Origin of the sequence: Bradyrhizobium sp. NBAIM18, assembly GCF_020193825.1 — a bacterium.
Lineage (GTDB): Bacteria > Pseudomonadota > Alphaproteobacteria > Rhizobiales > Xanthobacteraceae > Bradyrhizobium > Bradyrhizobium yuanmingense.
The window spans coordinates 178,648-195,996 of record NZ_JADYVO010000007.1; the positions used below are offsets into that span (position 1 = coordinate 178,648).

Consider the following 17,349-nt stretch of genomic DNA (forward strand, 5'->3'; position numbering starts at 1 on the left):
CAAAGTGGAGCAAATGGGGGCTGTCGGAATGAAAATATCGATCTGGGGCGGCGCCTGCGTCGCCATGTCGTAACAAAGGAAGCAAATCGATGCATGTGACGAAACCGAACCTGTTGGAGCAATACTTCCTGCACTTCGCAGGCAAGCTCGCCGGTGCGCCCGGCGCGGCGCACCTTGCTGAGCTGGCCCAGACCGCCAAGGCCATTCCTGTGCCGGTTCTGGCGAGCCTGACGGCCAAGATGGCGCGGCTCAATGCACGCGCGGTCAACTGGACCTTGGCGACCCTTGCCGAGGAGATCGCCGATGGCTGCGCCCACTATGGTGATGCGACCGGATTCGCGCGGGCTCTGGACCGTGATCTCGAGTGGCCGGAGCTGGTGGAGCTGGCGACTGCCGAAGTGCAGCGGCAGGAGCGCGGCAGCCTGCACTGAGCAGGATGAATGCCCCTGGAACGAGATCAGCGAACTCTGGAGTAGCAGTGACTAGCGAGACCCTCAAGGGGCGCAAAAAACGCCTCAACCGCGAACGCATGAGACGCTACCGTGAAAATCAGCGCAACAGGGCAAGGTTTGTTGGTGGGCCTGTCCGCGACGGAATGGTCGGTGAGCTTATCGACGCGCATCGCTTGCTGGAGTCCGAGAGCGAGAATCCGAAAGAAATATTCGAATCCATCCTTGGAGTCGTCTCCGAGTTTTTGGCATCTATAAAAAAGAAGCGCTCCATGTAGATGCGTAGACAGCCAAATCGCTCCGAAGATGGTCTTGTTGTTCAAGCCCAACAGACCACGGGAACAAACAATGACGAAAGGCCCGCGACCGATCCCTGTTCGCGCTGACTATCCCAAGCCTTCCGGCTTGTCCTTCACGCGCGCGTGTTTCGCGCTCGCACAGCGCCATGCCCTCCAGCGCGAACATGAGGACATCGATCCTTTTGTTCCTTGCGATGATCCGGTTGCAAAGGAGATCGTGGCGCGCGCTGTGGCCGCACCTGGATCGACGACCGGCTCCGGTTGGGCCGCTGAGTTGGCTCAGCAGTCCTTTGGGGCATATCTCAACGATCTCGCGCCGTATTCGGGCGCAGCGCGCTTGATTGCACAGGCGACGCCGGCAGTGACGACCAATCTGGAGGACACCACGAAATATCCGACGCGGGTCGGCGCGACCGCACCGGGCTTCGTCGCCGAAAACTCGCCCATTGCGGTCAGCAACTACGCCTTCGATGCCATCCAGATTGGCCCGGCGAAAAAGATGGGCGTCATCATCCCCTTCACGCGCGAATTGGCGAAGCGGTCGGATGCCGAAGGCATCTTCGCACAGATGCTCCGGGAAGACCTTGCCGCTGGCCTCGACACTGCGCTGTTCTCGACAAGCGCCGCCACGAGCGCGGCGCCTGCGGGGCTGCTCTATGGCGTCACTGCCGGCACCGGAATTCCTGGTGCCGACAGCGCGGCGATGAAACAAGACCTGATTGATCTCGCCGCCAGTGTCGCAGATGGCGGCAGCGGCAACGTCACCTTCGTCATGGCTCCGAAGCGTCTCGCCAAGCTGCGCATCCTCGATCCTGTCCTGGCCGCCTCTCTGGACGTGGCCGCCAGTGCAGCGCTGCCGGCCGATCGCGTCATTGCAGCAGACGCTGCGGCCTTGTTGGTGTCGACAGACCCGGCGCCGGAGATCGAGGCCGCCAATGCCGCTACGTTGCACATGTCTGACGTGCCGCTCGAAATCGTGAGCAACACCGGTCCGACCACGGCCGATCCCGTCAGAAGCCTGTGGCAGACCGCCTCAACGACGTTCCGCTTGTTGCACGACCTGGCGTTCGCCAAACGCCGCGCGACTTGCGTCGCCTATGCCGACGCAGTGACCTGGTGACGGTGGGAGAGATGCCGGATTATTCCTTCAACGGCGGGCAAGCCAGAACCGAAGCGGATGATCCGGCAGCTCGCGCCGAGCGCGTCCTCGCGACAGTTGCCGAGACACTTGAGCGCCTGGAGCAACAGGCTGCGGAGCATCAGCGTTGGCTCAATGACCCGGCTCGGCGCGAGCGTGCGGAGTTGGCTCAGCAATACATCAACGAAACTCTGCGGCGGAATGGTGGTGCATGATGGCGGTCGACCTGGAGCATTTCGCGACGATGATCGGCGAGGAAGTTGGCCGCGCGCAGAAAGCTGAGCGCGAGGAAGTCGAGCGACAGTTCGAGCTGATGCGCCGCGCTTTGCAAATTCAGGCGAACCGCATCGCCGATCTGGAGGCAAGTGTCGCGGCACCTTCTGAGCGTTCTCTGGCGCCGGAGAGGACCGCGAGCTTGCTCGCCGGGCGTGCTGAGTGACGTTGGTTGAATCGGCTCGGCAGTGCAGTGCGAGCGCGGCTGAGCTGCGCGCCGGCATCAGACGGTTCGGCGAAGCTGCCCTGGAGATAGAACAAGCCGTTGCGCTCCTCCGCGATGCCGCCGAGCTGGTGCGTGAAGGTGAACCGCGCCGAGCCCTGGTGCGAGCGCGTGAGGCAGCGGCCATGATGGGCTGCGGCACACTTCACTGAGCGGCACCGGGGGGCGGTCGGAAAATCTGGCGTCCGGGAGCCTCCTAGAACGGTCCGGGGGTTCAAAGTTAGACGCCGCAGATTTTGAGAAAGGGTCGGGAACGAATGCCCAGGAGACGCGGCGCCCAGCCCGGTAACCAAAACGCCTTGAAGCATGGTCGTTATAGCGTCCCGCTCCGTGCGGCCCGGTTGGCGGCAGTTCAGGCTGAATGGCGAGAACGGGAGCGGCGCTCCGACGAGTGGATCGCGACCGTCCCGCAGACCGACTATGACGCGATCGTCGACGGGTTGCGCGCTCTTCGGCGTTCGAAAGAGGCAGCGAATGTACAGCAGCTCGAAAAATAACTTGGGAGGGCGCCGGGCATGGGCTGTAAGTTGCCCACCGCGTTATCGGACTATTTCTGCGCAAGCTGTTGGATGAACGGCGAGCAACGCAGAAAAAACAAGAAGTAGGGTTCCACAATGTCGAGGACGTTCTCATCCCACTCGATGACTGGCGCCGTCTGCACTAGCTTGGCCAGCCCGTCCATCTGCTTGAGAGACTCAGATAGGCTTGAGCCGACCGGACTGTCACCGTCGCAAATCTTCGCTGCCCGGCTCAGTATCTGCTCATAGCTCAGGGCGAGAGCGGGTGGGTCCTGCTTTATTGCAAGCAGAACGCACCGGTACACGTCACCGGTCGTGCCGTCGCAGAAGTGAAAGCGCTTTCGCTCGGTCCCGCGCTGCTTAGGACCAGCGTGAAGGGCTGAGAGCATGGTGGAAAAATCAGTTGTGGTCGAAGTCCGCTCAAGCACCTTGCGTATTGTCTTGGCATCCTCGTCAAGCCGGACGTGTTCTGGCAACTGTTCACCAACGTTCATCTCGAAGCAGAAGTTCAAGCAGATCGCTTGCATGAGCTGGGGCGAACCAAATGCCTCACCTGCCAGAACGCTCAGCAATTGCGGCGCCAAATCGATGTTCAGCTCTCTGAACCCTCGGTAAGCAATCTCTTCCAATTCGCTGGCACTCCAATACGACATGTCGATCGCGGTTACCCGACCGCGCAACTCGGTGTTGCTCCTCACAACGTCGTCAGATCGGTGTGGTACGGAGGCCGTGCAAATGCGAACGCCCAACTCTGCGGCGGCTTTGATTTGCCGTCCGATTTCCTCACGCACTGATCGCTCGATGTAGTGAAAATCGTCTATGAACACGACGAAGCTGCTGTTAGCGATTTCTTTCACGATCTGATCGAGAAGAGAGGTCGCTATCTTCTTGGAGGTGGTATCGGTGCTTTCGTGAGTTGCTGCGCCCTGAGCTGTGCCGTGGCCTTTCGCGACGAGAGGAACTCCAATTTCACCGCCGCCTGAAACGGAAAGCGTGCCGCCAGTCTTGGAGCCCGACGTATGCGTTGTTTCGATTGGTCCGCCCATCCACGCAAGAACATTGACCCAGAGATCGTCGGGCGCCTTGACGTTCGCGCCATAAACATGGATGAGGTTGTCCTGTGACACAACTTTTCGGATCAGGGTGGTCTTGCCTGATTTCGATGGCCCGGAAACCGAGACGATCATCTTCGGGATGTCGAACGCCCGCCGAAGATCACCCTCGTAGTTTCTATCCCTGCGCTCGACATAGGTGAACGTCGGGATGTCCGTTGGGGTGAACACGGACGTGGCGCGGACCATCTTCTTCCTTCCCTCGCGAGTTGAGGCGAGCATTCAATCATAGGCTGTTCCAGTGGTCTATAGGCGCAAATCGCATCCCTGAACCTCACGCGCAACGGCGGCTCGGACATTTTTCGTTGGATAATTCCCTTCAACGCGGCCACTTGTCACCACCCTAGAGCCAGCCGCTAACCAATCAGTTTGCTAGTTCTGTTGCCTCGTGCGAATCAGGTTATTCACTTAGAGTGAAACTCGGGCGGTGAACGGGGTGTCGTATGAAGGCTTCAAAGGATACTGCTGGCCCCTCTGTTAGCGAGGTCTTTGGTCCTATTGCGAGAAAACGCTTCGGCACAGTCCTCGCCGATCCCCCATGGCGGTTCCAGAATTCGACCGGCAAGGTCGCGCCCGGACACAAGCGCCTCAATCGCTACGACACGATGAGCCTCGAAGAGATCGCCAAGCTGCCCGTCAGCTCGATCTGCGCCGACACCGCTCACCTGTACCTTTGGTGCCCAAACGCCATCCTGCCGGACGGCCTGCACATCATGCAACAGTGGGGCTTCACCTACAAAGGCAATATCGTCTGGCACAAGCTCCGCAAGGACGGCCAGTCGGACGGGCGCGGTGTCGGCTTCTACTTCCGTAACGTCACTGAAATCCTGCTCTTCGGAGTGCGCGGGAAGAACGCGAGGACGCTCGCCCCTGCTCGGAGCCAGGTAAACTACATCGGCACTCGGAAGCGGGAGCACTCGCGAAAGCCTGACGAGCAGTACCCGATCATCGAGAAGTGCTCTCCCGGCCCCTTCATCGAGTTATTCAGCAGAGGCGTTCGGCCCGGCTGGACGACTTGGGGCAACCAAGCGGACCACAGCTACGAACCGACGTGGAAAACCTACGCGCACAATTCGGCCACCGACCGGCGGCTTGAAGCAGCCGAGTGAGGCTACTCCTCCTCGTCCTCGCCAGACTTGCCGCGCAGAGTTTGTAGAAGGCTAGGCGGGCCGTCATCAACGTAAAGCTTCGGTGTGATCGCAAAGGTGAGGATAGGACAGCCGCCGCCTCCGCCGCCGTCGATGCGCGGCCACAGCTTGGTGTGGTGGGTCGTCGAATTGCCGTAAGAGGTGCCCTTCCCGAGGCTGTTGAAGATCGATTGCAGCTCACTCGCCCGTGTCACGATAATCCCCACGTCGATGGCGCGGAGATCGTACAGGAGGCGGAAGTTGTTCAGGTCCCGGTCGAAGAACGGGTCCTTGTTGTTCCATTCGAGTTCGAGTGCCACCCTACCCTTGAAACAGTCGATCTTATGGGTCGGGCTCTCGACCTCGACCTCGTCCAGTTTAATCGCGGTCTTGAACTGCTTCTCTTGCCACCCGATGGCGTAGAATGCACCGTCGAGCTGCTTGGAGATTGGAGAGCGGTTCTTGCCTGCCGCCTGCACCTCCGACCGCAGAAGCCGGAACTTGCGGAGGATCGTGACGATCTCCTCCCACTCCTTTGGGCAGGCAGTCGTCAACACGCCAGCGGCGTTGCGCCACTCCTTGACGTGGTACAGCTCACGCAAATCGTCGGGGACAAGGTGCTCTGTGGACATGCACGCATACAGAGCATCGCCGGCCTGATTCGCCTAGCCATCAAGAATTCACTCAGCGTCCTGAGGCTCGCCCTGAACCACACGATATAGATTAATTCCGCTCTCTCGCCGACGCTCAATCTTCAAATGGTGCTTTTTTGCTAACTTACTTAGTGCCCCTCGCAGTGTGTGTGGACGCCATCCGAACTTCTGCGCCAATATGGGCGCTTCACACCAGCCAGCGTTTAGCCGTTCTAGGAGTTCGTGTTCCTTTGATCCCGACATGCTCAGGTCCGGGTTGGAGGATAAGAACGGCATATTAGCAGCGAACTATCGGCGTCCAAAAGCAACGGGTCTCGGTGGCGCGCCAAGGAAATGAAAAAGCCCCCGTTCGTGACCGGGGGCCATTCGATACTCCAAGTTCGACCTTATGGTTCGACAAAGAAGAGGCTTGCCCACTCCGGTCAATTTGCTGGCGGAACGTTCCGCGAACCGGTCCGGGGCTCATTGGGACTTTGTTTGGGACTTTTCGCCGTTGATTGCTGGTTTTCGGCTGCTTTTGGCCGACTTTTGTTCGGAAACTTCTTCGGCGAAAAATTTATCAAACATTTGAAAAGAAAAGGATTTCTTGCGCTACTGAGGAGATCATCCGGGTAATACGGCGGACATCTGGAAGCTTGGATGCACCAACGCCTCCGGCGCGACCGCAAGCACGATTAGCGCGGCAACCGCCAGCGTGCGGAAAGTGATGGCGCGCCGGTCGACCATCACTGCGATCAGCACCACCGCCGTCATGAAGAACGATCTTTGCGTCGCGACCTCTGCGCCCGACAGCAACAGATAGAACGCGGCCGCGACCAGCGCCGCGGCGGCCGACCATTTCTTGATGGCAGAGCCGGCCGCCAGCCCCGGGATCAAGGCTAGCAGCGCGCGCACCGCGAAGAAGACGACGCCGGCGACGACCGCCATGTGATAGCCGGAGATCGACAGCACATGGCCGAGTCCCGAGACGAACATGGCATCGTTCACGGACGCGGTGATCGCATCGCGCCGCCCCGTGAGCAGCGCCGTCGCAATCGCGCGGTTGTCGCCTTCGAGCGTTGCGCGGATGCGCGCATCGATCGCATCGCGCAGGCCCTGCATGAAGGCGGCATAGCGCAGCCGGAGGCCGCCGCCATCCGGCGGTGTGGACGCCGTGATCGCGCCCATCACGAAGCCGGAGGCGCCGATGCCCTGGAAGAACATGTCGCGCGAGAAATCATAGCTGCCGGGGCGCACCGGCGAGATCGGCGGGAGCAGCCGCGCCTTCAGCTGCACGAAGCTGCCAACCTCAGGCGCCGTGCCCTTGCGCACCGAGAGGCGGACGCGCTCGAGCTTGACGTCGCTGCGCTGCGCCTCCATCGCGCTGACGCGCAGCACGAAGCGGTCGGTGCGCTCGCGGATGTCGCGCGCTTCCACGAAGCCCGACAGCGACACCGAATAGAGCGGCTTGGCCAGCACGGGATGAGCGATGCGCGCCGTCTTCCAGGTCGCCATCGCAAAGCCGGCGGCGAGCGCCGCGAGCATGATCGCAGGCGCAAACAGCCGGCTCCGCCGGAGCAGCATCGCGCAGAGCATCAGCGCGATGGCTGTCGCGGCAACCACCCACAGCACCGGCTCATGATCGGCGGCGAAGTAAAGCGCAATGCCGCCGCCGAAGGCGACCGGCACCCACGGCAACAGCCGGCCAGGCCCGGCCTCGGCCCGAGCCCATTGGCGCAGCGTGTCGACGATCGCCGGCCAGACGCCGAGGCCCGCTGGCGCCAAGCCGCCGGCCGGGGCGGCGCGGCCGACCGGCCACGTCCCGGCAACTCCCTGGGACCGTCCTGGCCGGCCCGGCTCCGCCATTCCCCTGCACCTTACGATACGCGACGGCTGCGCAGGCTACCGGAACGTGCGGCTGCGCGAATAGCGGTACGGATCGGGAACAGGCGAAGAGCGCGCTACTTTTCTCCGGGCTGACGCCCGTTGCTAGATCAGCGGCGCCTGCGACGAGGCGTGGTGATTGACGATCTTCCACTCGCCGTCCTCGCGGATGATGACCCAGCTCATCTTGACGACGAGATCATCCCGCTCGCCCGCGAGATCGAACGTGATGGTCGCGGCCATGTTGATCAGATCAGGGCCGGCCTGCGCGGCGTGCACGTCGGAGAAGGTCGCGCTCGGCCTGCGCCAGCGCGGCAGGCCGTTGAAATAGTCGGCGACGCCGTCCCGGCCGCGATAGAGCTTCGGGTTGGAGCCGAAGAAGAATGCGTCCTTCGCATAGAGCGACGACAGCGCGGCCGCATCGAGCACAGAGAAGCCGGCGCACCATTTCGCGATGATGGCGGAAACGATGGCGTCGGCCTCGCTGCTCATGTCCTGCTCAGCCCTTCTCAACCCTTGGCGACTTCCTTCGCGAACGTGTCGCGCAGGCCGATGGTGCGCGAGAACACCGGCTTGCCCGGCGTCGAGTCCTTGTCGCGCACGAAATAGCCCTGACGCTCGAACTGCATCGGCTCGGTCGAATTGCTCTCCGCAACGGATGCCTCGACCCGCGCATCGGCGAGGATCTCCAGCGAGTTCGGGTTGAGATCGGTCGCGAAGTTCGAGGCATCCGGGCTCGGATTGGCGAACAGCTGGTTGTAGATGCGGATCTCCGCCGGCTTGGAGGCCGCCGCCGGCAGCCAGTGCATGGTCGCCTTGACCTTGCGGCCGTCGGGCGCGTTGCCGCCCTTGGTCGCGGGATCATAGGTGCAGCGCAGCTCCACCACCTCACCCTTGTCGTTCTTGATCACGCCGGTGCACTTGACGAAATAGGCATAGCGCAGCCGCACCTCGTTGCCCGGCGACAGGCGGAAGAACTTCTTCGGCGGGTTCTCCATGAAGTCGTCCTGCTCGATATAGAGCTCGCGGCCGAACGTGATCTTCCGCGTGCCTGCCGAGGGATCGTCGGGATGATTGATCGCCTCGAGTTCCTCGGTCTGCCCTTCCGGATAATTCTCGATCACCACCTTGAGCGGCTTCAAGACCGCCATGCGCCGCTGCGCCGTGCGGTTCAGCTCCTCGCGGATGCAGAACTCCAGCATGCCGACATCGACGACGCTGTTGGCCTTGGCGACGCCGATGCGCTTGACGAACTCGCGAAGTGCGGCCGGCGGCACGCCCCGGCGGCGCATGCCCGCCATGGTCGGCATGCGCGGATCGTCCCAGCCCGCGACATGGCCGTCGCGGACGAGCTGGGTCAGCACGCGCTTGGACAGCAGCGTATAGGTGAGATTCAGCCGCGCGAATTCGTACTGATGCGGCTGTGAGGGCACCGGCAGCTTCTCGATGAACCAGTCGTAGAGCGGTCGGTGGTCCTCGAACTCCAGCGTGCAGATCGAATGCGTGATGCCTTCGATGGCATCCGACTGGCCGTGGGCATAGTCGTAGCTCGGGTAGATGCACCATGCGTTGCCGGTGCGCGGATGGTGTGCATGCAGGATGCGGTACAGCACGGGATCGCGCAGGTTGATGTTGCCCGCGGCCATGTCGATCTTGGCCCGCAGCACGCGCGCGCCGTTGGGGAATTCGCCCGCCTTCATGCGGCGGAACAGGTCGAGATTCTCCTCCACGCTGCGGTTGCGGAACGGCGAGTTCTTGCCAGGCTCGGTCAGCGTGCCGCGCGAGGTGCGGATCTCCTCCTGGGTCTGGTCGTCGACATAAGCGAGGCCGTCGCGGATCAGCTTCTCCGCCCATTCGTACAGGCGGTCGAAATAGTCCGAGGCGAAGAACAGGTTCTTGCCCCAGTCAAAGCCGAGCCAGCGCACGTCGGCCTGGATTGAATCGATATATTCCTGCTCTTCCTTGACCGGGTTGGTGTCGTCGAAGCGCAGGTGGCAGCGGCCCGGAAACTCCTGGGCGACGCCGAAGTTGAGTGCGATCGACTTGGCGTGGCCGATATGCAAGTAGCCGTTCGGCTCCGGCGGGAACCGGGTCACGATCTCCTTGTATTTGCCCTGATCGAGGTCGGCCTGGATGATGTCACGAATGAAATCGCGCCCAACCTCAGCTGCCACCGGTTCTGTCATTACGAAAATCCTGTAGGGAAATCAGCGGTCCTTCTGCCAAATTCGCGTGGCCGCGCCAAGAGCTTAAGCAAGGCCTGCCGGGTCCGCCGTCGCCCTTTAGTTATGTCCCGTTCCTGCTATACACCACCGCCTCCAATGCATAGGCCCTGCCAAGAATGTCCGATTCCGTCGTCACGCGCTTCGCTCCCTCGCCGACCGGCTTCCTCCATATCGGGGGCGCCCGCACGGCGCTGTTCAACTGGCTCTATGCCAAGAAGCACGGCGGCAAGATGCTGCTGCGGATCGAGGATACCGATCGGGAACGCTCCACGGAGGCGGCGATCGGCGCCATCCTCGACGGGCTGAAGTGGCTCGAGCTCGGCTGGGACGGCGAGGTCATCTACCAATTCGCCCGCGCCGCCCGTCACCGCGAGGTCGCCGAGCAGCTGCTGGCCGAGGGCAAGGCCTACCGCTGCTACGCCTCCGCCGAGGAGCTCGCCGCCATGCGCGAGAAAGCGCGCGCCGAGGGGCGCACCCGCCTCTATGACGGCATGTGGCGCGACCGCGATCCGGCGTCGGCTCCGGGCGACGTCAAGCCCACCATCCGCCTGCGCGCGCCGCAGACCGGCGAGACCGTGATCGAGGACCAGGTCCAGGGCCTCGTGGTCTGGCAGAACGAGAATCTCGACGATCTCGTCCTTTTGCGCGGTGACGGCAACCCGACCTACATGCTCGCCGTGGTCGTCGACGATCACGACATGGGCGTCACCCATGTGATCCGCGGCGACGATCATCTGATCAACGCCGCTCGCCAGAAGCAGATCTACGATGCGATGGGCTGGGCGCTGCCGAGCATGTCCCACATTCCGCTGATCCACGGCCCGGACGGCTCCAAGCTCTCCAAGCGGCACGGTGCGCTCGGCGTCGATGCCTACCGCGCCATGGGCTACCTGCCGGCTGCGCTGCGCAATTACCTGGTCCGGCTCGGCTGGAGCCACGGCGACCAGGAGATCTTCTCGACCGAGGAGATGATCGACGCGTTCGATCTCGGCAGCGTCGGCCGCGCCGCCGCCCGCTTCGATTTCGCCAAGCTGGAAAACCTCAACGGCCACTACATCCGCCACGCCGACGATCAATCGCTCGTGAAGATGTTCGAGGACGTGCTCGACCACATCGTGCCGAGCCGCGACGAGATCAAGGCCAAGTTAAACGACACCACGCGCGCGCAGCTGCTCAAGGCCATGCCGGCGCTCAAGGAGCGCGCCAAGACCTTGATCGAGCTGATCGACGGCGCCCATTTCATCTTCGCCGACCGGCCGCTGGCGCCGGATCCCAAGGCGCAGGCGCTGTTGACGCCCGAGAACCGCAAGCTGATCGGCCAGCTACATTCCGCGCTGGAGAAAGTCGAGACGTGGAGCGGCGCCACCACGGAAGCGGCGCTGCGCGCCTTTGCCGAGGAAAATAGTCTCAAGCTCGGCGCGGTCGCCCAGCCGCTTCGGGCGGCGCTCACCGGACGGACGACGTCCCCTGGTATATTTGAGGTTTTGGAGGTGCTTGGACGGCAGGAAAGCCTCGGCCGGCTTAGGGATCAGTCTACGACGTAAGTCGACCATGCGTGCGGCGATCTTGCAGCGCACATAGCAATAATATACCCATCTCCCCCACATTCTGGAACATCCGGCCTGCCCCCATGGTCGCCCTGGGGGTCTCCGGCTCCGGCCCGTCTCACCACACATCGGGGACCTCTGATGGACGCAAAAGAAAGCCCAAAGACCGCGACGCTGACGGTCGGAAACAAGAATTTCGATCTTCCGATCCTCAGCGGCAGCGTCGGGCCTGACGTCATCGATATCGGCAAGCTCTACGGCCAGTCCGGCCTGTTCACCTACGATCCGGGCTTTACCTCGACCGCGAGCTGCCAGTCCAAGATCACCTATATCGACGGCGACGCGGGCGTGCTGGAATACCGCGGCTACCCGATCGAGCAGCTCGCCGAGCATGGCGACTTCCTGGAGACCTGCTACCTCCTGCTCTACGGCAACCTGCCGACCGCCGCGCAGAAGAAGGATTTCGACTACCGCGTGACTCATCACACGATGGTGCACGAGCAGATGGCCCGCTTCTTCCAGGGCTTCCGCCGCGATGCCCATCCGATGGCGATCATGGTTGCCGCCGTCGGCGCCCTCGCCGCGTTCTATCACGATAGCACCGACATCAACGATCCGAAGCAGCGCATGATCGCCTCCATGCGCATGATCGCGAAGATCCCGACGCTGGCTGCGATGGCCTACAAATACACCGTCGGCCAGCCCTTCGTTTATCCGAAGAACTCGCTCGGCTTTGCCGAGAACTTCCTGAACATGTGCTTCGCGGTGCCTTGCGAAGACTACAAGGTCAGCCCGGTGCTCGCCGACGCGCTGGAGAAGATCTTCATCCTGCACGCCGACCACGAGCAGAACGCCTCGACCTCGACGGTGCGCATCGCCGGCTCCTCGGGCGCCAACCCGTTCGCCTGCATCGCGGCCGGCATCGCCTGCCTCTGGGGCCCGGCCCATGGCGGCGCCAACGAAGCCGCGCTGAACATGCTCTATCAGATCGGCACGGTCGACAAGATCCCCGAGTTCATCGCCAAGGTGAAGGACAAGAATTCCGAAGTCCGCCTGATGGGCTTCGGCCACCGGGTCTACAAGAACTACGATCCGCGCGCCAAGATCATGCAGAAGATGTGTCATGCCGTGCTCAAGGAGACCGGCCATGGCGACGATCCGATGCTGAAGGTGGCGATGGAACTCGAGAAGATCGCGCTCAGCGACCAGTACTTCATCGACCGCAAGCTCTACCCGAACGTGGACTTCTATTCGGGCATCACGCTGAAGGCGATGGGCTTCCCGGTCTCGATGTTCACCGTGCTGTTCGCGGTCGCCCGCACCGTCGGCTGGATCAGCCAGTGGAGCGAGATGATCGAGGATCCCCAGCAGAAGATCGGCCGCCCGCGTCAGCTCTACACCGGCGTCGCCAAGCGCGATTACGTGCCGATCGACAAGCGCTAACGTCAGGCCATCACGCCTTTCGCAGCGGCGCCATCGCAAGATGGCGCCGTTTTGTTTGCGCCGGCACTTTCCTCGTGCTGCCGCGCACAACAACAAAGTCCATGTTCACGGCGGCAAGCGCCTTGACAGCCTAAATGCTCCGCGCGCATTCTTACTCTAAGTAAGAATGACGACAGGGATGGAAATGCCGGAGCAGCCGAGAAGTCGGCGGCAGACGCGCGCTGCCATTTTGACTCATCTGCTTCAGTCGGGCGGCTCGTTTCGTCCGCCACTGGCCAAGGCCGTGCGTCTGTCGGAAGCGAGCCTGTCGCGCATCCTGCTCGACCTGAAGGCCGAGGGTCTGATCGAGGAAGTGCGGCGCCCTGCCCCTTACGTCGGCGGCCCGACCGGTCTCGTGTCGCTGGACGGCGCGGTGGCGCTGGCAGCCTTCGAGCTGACGACGCAGCGGCTCAGCGTCGGGGTCGGCGGTTTGTCGGGTGAGCTGCACTACACCGAGCGTGTGCCGCTCCCGAAGACGCCTGACGTCGAGACCGTCGGCCGGGCATTTCGCGAAGCGATGACGTTGTTGCGCGACTGGACGCGGCGCCGCCGGATCACCCTCTCGCAGATCGGCGTCTCGATTCCCGGCCTCGGCCGTCTCAGCATATCGGCCAATCCGATCATTCCCTGCGACGTCGCTCGCATCAGCGACATGTTCGGCGAGATGTTCGCGGGCGTGCCGCTCGAATTCACCAATTCGGTCGTCGCGCATGCCACCTTTCACCGCTGCCGCACGGAAAACTACCCGTTCAACGACACGCATCTGTTCGTGCTCGTCAGCCACGGCGTCGCCGGCGCCTGGATGGATGATCCGGCCGAGACCGATGCTCTGCAGCCGATCGAGCTCGGCCACATGGTGTTCGGGCCTGACGGACCGCGCTGCCGCTGCGGACATCACGGCTGCGTCGAGGCCTATACGTCGATTCCCGCGCTGGCCGCGCTTCTCGGCGTTTCCGAGACCGAGCTGCTCCAGCTCGGCAACGAATGGGTCAACACGGTCCCGATCTCAGCGCGCGTGCGGCAGGATTTGCGCCGGCGGCTGTTCCGGCTCGGCCTTGCGATCGGCAATACGCTGAACGTCAAGCCGTGCGGCGGCGTTGCGATCAGCGGCTGGCCGTCGCTTCTCGCTGAAGAGGATCGGAAAGCACTGGTCGATGGCATCGACGCCTGCCTGCTGGGCGGACGCAAATTGGCGCAGGTCTCCCTCGCTTTCGTGCCGCCGTCGACCGGCAACGATCCGCAGGCTGCGCTCGCCTTCGCCGCCTTTTGTCTCGCCAGTCGTGGCGGCATGCCCGCGGCATCGACGGAGGCGGCCTGACATGCGCTGAGCCCAAACGGCCTATAAAGCGCGAACGATTTCACACCGGGAGGAACTGCCATGCCGATCACAACAACAAGGCGTCGTCTGCTCGCTGGCTCTGCTGCCGCGCTCGCATTTCCGGCCTTTGCCCGCGCGCAAGGCGCCGCCAAGCCGCGACTGACCGCGATCTCGCAATGGTCGGCGGGCAGCGACGGGGCGGCCATTACGGCGCTCGGCAAGAAATTCGAGGAGAAGGGCGGGGTCTGGCAGCACTCGCCCGTCCCAGGCTTCACCACGGAGATGATGAACAAGCTGCGGGCCCAGATCATGGCCGGCGATCCGCCGGCTTGCTCGCAGCTCAAGGGGCCCGAGATTGCGGCCTGGTCGAAGATTGCGCCCACCGTCAATCTCGATGCCCTCGTCGCGGCCGCCGGCTACGAGAAGGTTGTCGCTCCGGACCTTGCAAAGCTGCACAAGCCCGGCGGCAAATGGATTGCGCTGCCGCTACAGATCTACAGCACCAACATGCTCTTCCTGTCCAAGCGCGCGATGGACAAGGCGAAGGCGGACAAGGTCCCCGTCACCTGGGCCGACTTCAACGACCTCGCCGAAAAGATGAAGGCGGGCGGAGTCGCCTCTCCCATCGCCAATGGCGGCACCCGCCCGGACGACGGACAGAAATTCGAGGCGGCTCTCGCGGGCATCAGTCCGCTCGCCTATCGCGCGGCCATCATGAATCTCGAGAAGAAGGCCCTCGAGGGTCCGGAGATCAAGGCCGCGTTCGCCCAGGTGCGCAAGATCGCCGACTGGATGGACCCCAACGTCGGCGCCCAGCATTTCTCGACCAACCTGAAGCGCTTCATCGACGGCGACATGGGCATGATGATCATGGGCGGATGGGCGCAGGGCGTATTGCGCAATGCCGGATTCAAGCTCGAGGACTTCATGATTGCGCCAGGCCCGAGCGACAACGGCAAGCCGGTCTTCCTGTTGAATGCCGACGCCTTCATCTTCTGGCAGCGCAAGGAGGCGGACCTGCAAGCCGGCCAGACCCTGATGGCTCAGCTCGTCATGGATCCGGCGATCCAGACCATGTACTCGCAGATCACCGGCTCCATCCCCGTGCGCACTGACGTCGATCTATCAGGCGAAGGCTGGTCGGAGGGGCAACGAACAACCTCGAAGGCCTTGAAGGAGGCCATCGCCAGCAATCAGGCCGTCCTCAGCATGGCGCACAACATGGCGCAGGAAAACGGAATGACCGCGGCGATGATCGACGTAATCACGGAGTACGTGAAGAACAAGACGATCAAGCCGGAGCAGGCAGCCACCCGCCTCGCCGAGGCCGTCGAGGGCGCGCGTTGAGCAATGCCGCCACGATGAGACCGGGCCGGCCGGCGCTTCCCGAATGGGTGCGCCGGCTGCCCGAATATCTGACGATCTGGGTGCCGCTGCTGCTGTCGGCGGCGCACCTCGTCTCGTTTTCGCTCTGGACGATCTGGATCTCGTTCACGCCGTCCACCCTCGTTCCCGTTGCGGGCTGGGTCGGCTTGCGCAACTACACGGCGGTCACGGCATCGCGCAACTGGCAAATCGCCTTCGACAATTTGCTGCTGTTCGGCAGCGCTTTCGTGCTGCTGAGCGCAGCGACCGGCCTCATCCTCGCGATCCTGCTCGATCAGCGCATTCGTGGCGAGAACGTGCTGCGCTCCATCTTCCTCTATCCCCTGGCGGTGTCCTTCGTGGTCACCGGCACGGTCTGGAGCTGGCTGCTCAATCCCGGTCTCGGGATCCAGAAGCTGGTGCACGACCTCGGCTGGACCTCCTTCAAGTTCGACTGGCTGATCGACCGCGACATGGCGATCTGGACCATTGTCATCGCCGCGATCTGGCAATCCTGCGGCTTTGCCATGGCGCTGTTCCTTGCCGGCCTTCGCTCGGTCGATCCCGACATCATCAAGGCCGCGCAGATCGACGGCGCGGGACCGGTCCGAACCTACCGGCGTATCATCCTGCCGTCGCTGTGGCCGATCACGGTCACCGTCGTGGTGATCCAGTTGCAGTTCGCGATCTCGACCTTCGATCTCGTGCGCGCGCTCACCAACGGCGGACCGGGAATCGCGACCCAGCTGCCGGCACTCGTCGTCTACGACCTGATGTTCCAGCGCAGCCTGCTCGGCCGCGGCGCGGCGGCGGCCGTGCTGATGTTGCTCATTCTTCTCGCGGTGCTGCTGCCCTATGCGGCGTGGCGATACATCAAGCGACGGCGAGGCGCCCATGCCTGACCGCAGCTTCGCACCGACCCGGATCCTGATCTATCTCGCCGTCTTCTTGATCGCCGCGGCCTGGCTCGCGCCGCTCGTGGTCGTGGTGCTGAACTCGCTGCGGACCAACGAGGAGATCGCGCAGGGATCGATGATCGGCTGGCCGCAGCATCTGGCCTGGAGCAACTACGCCGCAGCCTGGAGCGGCTTCTGTGTCGCCGAGACCTGCGCCGGCATCCGGCCCTACATGCTGAACTCCGCGCTGGTCACGATTCCCGCCACGATCTTCTCCACCCTGCTGGGCGCAATCGCCGGTTACGCCGTGTCGCTCTGGCGCTTCCGAGGCGACAACTGGATCTATGGCATCGTGACGCTTGGCCTGTTTCTCCCCCAGCAGATGCGCCTGCTGCCCTGGACCATCGTGCTGCGGGACGTCGGCCTCATCAACACCCTGACCGGCCTCGTGCTGATTCACACCATTCAGGGGCTCTCATTCACCACGCTGTTCTGCCGGAATTATTACGTCGCCATTCCCCATGAACTGATCAGGGCCGCCCGCATCGACGGCGCCGGCTTCTTCCGCATCTTCTGGCGCATCATCCTGCCGCTCTCAGGTCCCATCCTGATCGTCACGGTGATCTGGCAGTTCACCCATATCTGGAACGAGTTCCTCTATGGCGTGACGTTCACCACCGGCCAGCAGCAGCCCGTCACCGCAGCGCTTATCGCGCTGTCCGCCGCCGTCGCGGATATCCCGCAGCATGGCGTGCAGAGCGCAGCGGTGATCATCGCCGCGCTGCCCACGCTGTTGATCTACCTGCTCGGCGGCAAGTACTTCGTCCGCGGCCTGACTGCCGGGGCCGTGAAATGATGGAG

At 62.9% G+C, this 17,349-nt stretch carries 16 protein-coding genes and 1 pseudogene; 12 read left to right on the forward strand and 5 right to left on the reverse strand.

Going from position 1 to position 17,349, the window contains the following annotated elements; all coding sequences use genetic code 11:
- The first annotated feature begins 89 nt into the window (after positions 1-89).
- The 5 genes from I6F17_RS18005 to I6F17_RS18025 all read left to right on the forward strand — a co-directional run bounded on the left by I6F17_RS18005 (position 90) and on the right by I6F17_RS18025 (position 2,325).
- Complete coding sequence (locus I6F17_RS18005; RefSeq protein ID WP_225124113.1) at positions 90-431, forward strand: hypothetical protein; 342 nt, start codon at positions 90-92, stop codon at positions 429-431.
- A 47-nt stretch (positions 432-478) separates the two neighbouring features.
- Positions 479-727, forward strand: coding sequence for a hypothetical protein (locus tag I6F17_RS18010; RefSeq protein WP_225124112.1), 249 nt, complete (start codon positions 479-481; stop codon positions 725-727).
- Between the two features lie 70 nt (positions 728-797).
- The gene (locus tag I6F17_RS18015) at positions 798-1,868 is read left to right on the forward strand and encodes a phage major capsid protein (protein WP_225124111.1); all 1,071 of its coding nucleotides are present in this window, start codon (positions 798-800) and stop codon (positions 1,866-1,868) included.
- Positions 1,869-1,879: 11 nt separating this feature from the next.
- The gene (locus I6F17_RS18020) at positions 1,880-2,101 is read left to right on the forward strand and encodes a hypothetical protein (protein ID WP_225124110.1); all 222 of its coding nucleotides are present in this window, start codon (positions 1,880-1,882) and stop codon (positions 2,099-2,101) included.
- A complete protein-coding gene (locus I6F17_RS18025) occupies positions 2,098-2,325 on the forward strand; it encodes a hypothetical protein (protein WP_225124109.1) in 228 nt (75 codons plus the stop codon). Before I6F17_RS18020 ends, I6F17_RS18025 begins: the two co-directional genes overlap by 4 nt.
- A gap of 604 nt (positions 2,326-2,929) precedes the next feature.
- Here the strand turns inward: I6F17_RS18025 and I6F17_RS18030 are convergent.
- Positions 2,930-4,201: a hypothetical protein gene (locus I6F17_RS18030; protein ID WP_225124108.1), complete on the reverse strand. Its 1,272-nt coding sequence runs from the start codon at positions 4,199-4,201 to the stop codon at positions 2,930-2,932.
- A gap of 254 nt (positions 4,202-4,455) precedes the next feature.
- Here I6F17_RS18030 and I6F17_RS18035 point away from each other — a divergent pair, with 254 nt between their 5' ends.
- Positions 4,456-5,121: an MT-A70 family methyltransferase gene (locus I6F17_RS18035; protein ID WP_225124107.1), complete on the forward strand. Its 666-nt coding sequence runs from the start codon at positions 4,456-4,458 to the stop codon at positions 5,119-5,121.
- A 2-nt stretch (positions 5,122-5,123) separates the two neighbouring features.
- On the opposite strand, the gene I6F17_RS18040 is transcribed toward I6F17_RS18035, so the two are convergent.
- The 4 genes and pseudogenes from I6F17_RS18040 to I6F17_RS18060 all read right to left on the reverse strand — a co-directional run bounded on the left by I6F17_RS18040 (position 5,124) and on the right by I6F17_RS18060 (position 9,841).
- The gene (locus tag I6F17_RS18040; RefSeq protein WP_225124106.1) at positions 5,124-5,771 is read right to left on the reverse strand and encodes a BglII/BstYI family type II restriction endonuclease; all 648 of its coding nucleotides are present in this window, start codon (positions 5,769-5,771) and stop codon (positions 5,124-5,126) included.
- A gap of 642 nt (positions 5,772-6,413) precedes the next feature.
- Positions 6,414-7,637 (reverse strand): annotated as a pseudogene (locus tag I6F17_RS18050) (ComEC family competence protein); the annotation flags it as partial.
- Positions 7,638-7,760: 123 nt separating this feature from the next.
- On the reverse strand, positions 7,761-8,147 hold the full coding sequence (locus I6F17_RS18055; protein ID WP_225124104.1) for a nuclear transport factor 2 family protein: 387 nt from the start codon (positions 8,145-8,147) through the stop codon (positions 7,761-7,763).
- A gap of 17 nt (positions 8,148-8,164) precedes the next feature.
- Positions 8,165-9,841, reverse strand: coding sequence for a glutamine--tRNA ligase/YqeY domain fusion protein (locus I6F17_RS18060; RefSeq protein ID WP_225124103.1), 1,677 nt, complete (start codon positions 9,839-9,841; stop codon positions 8,165-8,167).
- A gap of 155 nt (positions 9,842-9,996) precedes the next feature.
- On the opposite strand from I6F17_RS18060, the gene gltX reads away from it, so the two are divergent.
- The 6 genes from gltX (at position 9,997) to I6F17_RS18090 (ending at position 17,344) form a co-directional block, all read left to right on the forward strand.
- The gene (gene gltX / locus I6F17_RS18065; RefSeq protein WP_225124102.1) at positions 9,997-11,424 is read left to right on the forward strand and encodes a glutamate--tRNA ligase; all 1,428 of its coding nucleotides are present in this window, start codon (positions 9,997-9,999) and stop codon (positions 11,422-11,424) included.
- 144 nt (positions 11,425-11,568) lie between these two features.
- Complete coding sequence (gene gltA / locus I6F17_RS18070; RefSeq protein WP_036009984.1) at positions 11,569-12,870, forward strand: citrate synthase; 1,302 nt, start codon at positions 11,569-11,571, stop codon at positions 12,868-12,870.
- Between the two features lie 178 nt (positions 12,871-13,048).
- The gene (locus I6F17_RS18075) at positions 13,049-14,227 is read left to right on the forward strand and encodes an ROK family transcriptional regulator (RefSeq protein WP_225124157.1); all 1,179 of its coding nucleotides are present in this window, start codon (positions 13,049-13,051) and stop codon (positions 14,225-14,227) included.
- Between the two features lie 60 nt (positions 14,228-14,287).
- The gene (locus I6F17_RS18080) at positions 14,288-15,574 is read left to right on the forward strand and encodes an ABC transporter substrate-binding protein (RefSeq protein ID WP_128265666.1); all 1,287 of its coding nucleotides are present in this window, start codon (positions 14,288-14,290) and stop codon (positions 15,572-15,574) included.
- Complete coding sequence (locus I6F17_RS18085) at positions 15,571-16,494, forward strand: sugar ABC transporter permease (protein WP_225124101.1); 924 nt, start codon at positions 15,571-15,573, stop codon at positions 16,492-16,494. The genes I6F17_RS18080 and I6F17_RS18085 overlap by 4 nt, the downstream gene beginning before the upstream one ends.
- Entirely contained in the window at positions 16,487-17,344 is an 858-nt protein-coding gene (locus I6F17_RS18090) for a carbohydrate ABC transporter permease (protein WP_036010046.1), read from the forward strand. Before I6F17_RS18085 ends, I6F17_RS18090 begins: the two co-directional genes overlap by 8 nt.
- The last annotated feature ends 5 nt before the right edge of the window (positions 17,345-17,349 follow it).

Bases quoted from the DNA above. Each gene is read 5' to 3' on its own strand.
- gltX (WP_225124102.1), top strand. From the start codon at position 9,997: ATGTCCGATTCCGTCGTCACGCGCTTCGCTCCCTCGCCGACCGGCTTC.
- I6F17_RS18020 (WP_225124110.1), top strand. From the start codon at position 1,880: ATGCCGGATTATTCCTTCAACGGCGGGCAAGCCAGAACCGAAGCGGAT.
- I6F17_RS18015 (WP_225124111.1), top strand. From the start codon at position 798: ATGACGAAAGGCCCGCGACCGATCCCTGTTCGCGCTGACTATCCCAAG.
- I6F17_RS18055 (WP_225124104.1), bottom strand. From the start codon at position 8,147: ATGAGCAGCGAGGCCGACGCCATCGTTTCCGCCATCATCGCGAAATGG.
- I6F17_RS18090 (WP_036010046.1), top strand. From the start codon at position 16,487: ATGCCTGACCGCAGCTTCGCACCGACCCGGATCCTGATCTATCTCGCC.
- I6F17_RS18030 (WP_225124108.1), bottom strand. From the start codon at position 4,201: ATGGTCCGCGCCACGTCCGTGTTCACCCCAACGGACATCCCGACGTTC.
- I6F17_RS18080 (WP_128265666.1), top strand. From the start codon at position 14,288: ATGCCGATCACAACAACAAGGCGTCGTCTGCTCGCTGGCTCTGCTGCC.
- I6F17_RS18040 (WP_225124106.1), bottom strand. From the start codon at position 5,771: ATGTCCACAGAGCACCTTGTCCCCGACGATTTGCGTGAGCTGTACCAC.
- I6F17_RS18060 (WP_225124103.1), bottom strand. From the start codon at position 9,841: ATGACAGAACCGGTGGCAGCTGAGGTTGGGCGCGATTTCATTCGTGAC.
- I6F17_RS18025 (WP_225124109.1), top strand. From the start codon at position 2,098: ATGATGGCGGTCGACCTGGAGCATTTCGCGACGATGATCGGCGAGGAA.
- gltA (WP_036009984.1), top strand. From the start codon at position 11,569: ATGGACGCAAAAGAAAGCCCAAAGACCGCGACGCTGACGGTCGGAAAC.
- I6F17_RS18075 (WP_225124157.1), top strand. From the start codon at position 13,049: ATGGAAATGCCGGAGCAGCCGAGAAGTCGGCGGCAGACGCGCGCTGCC.
- I6F17_RS18035 (WP_225124107.1), top strand. From the start codon at position 4,456: ATGAAGGCTTCAAAGGATACTGCTGGCCCCTCTGTTAGCGAGGTCTTT.
- I6F17_RS18005 (WP_225124113.1), top strand. From the start codon at position 90: ATGCATGTGACGAAACCGAACCTGTTGGAGCAATACTTCCTGCACTTC.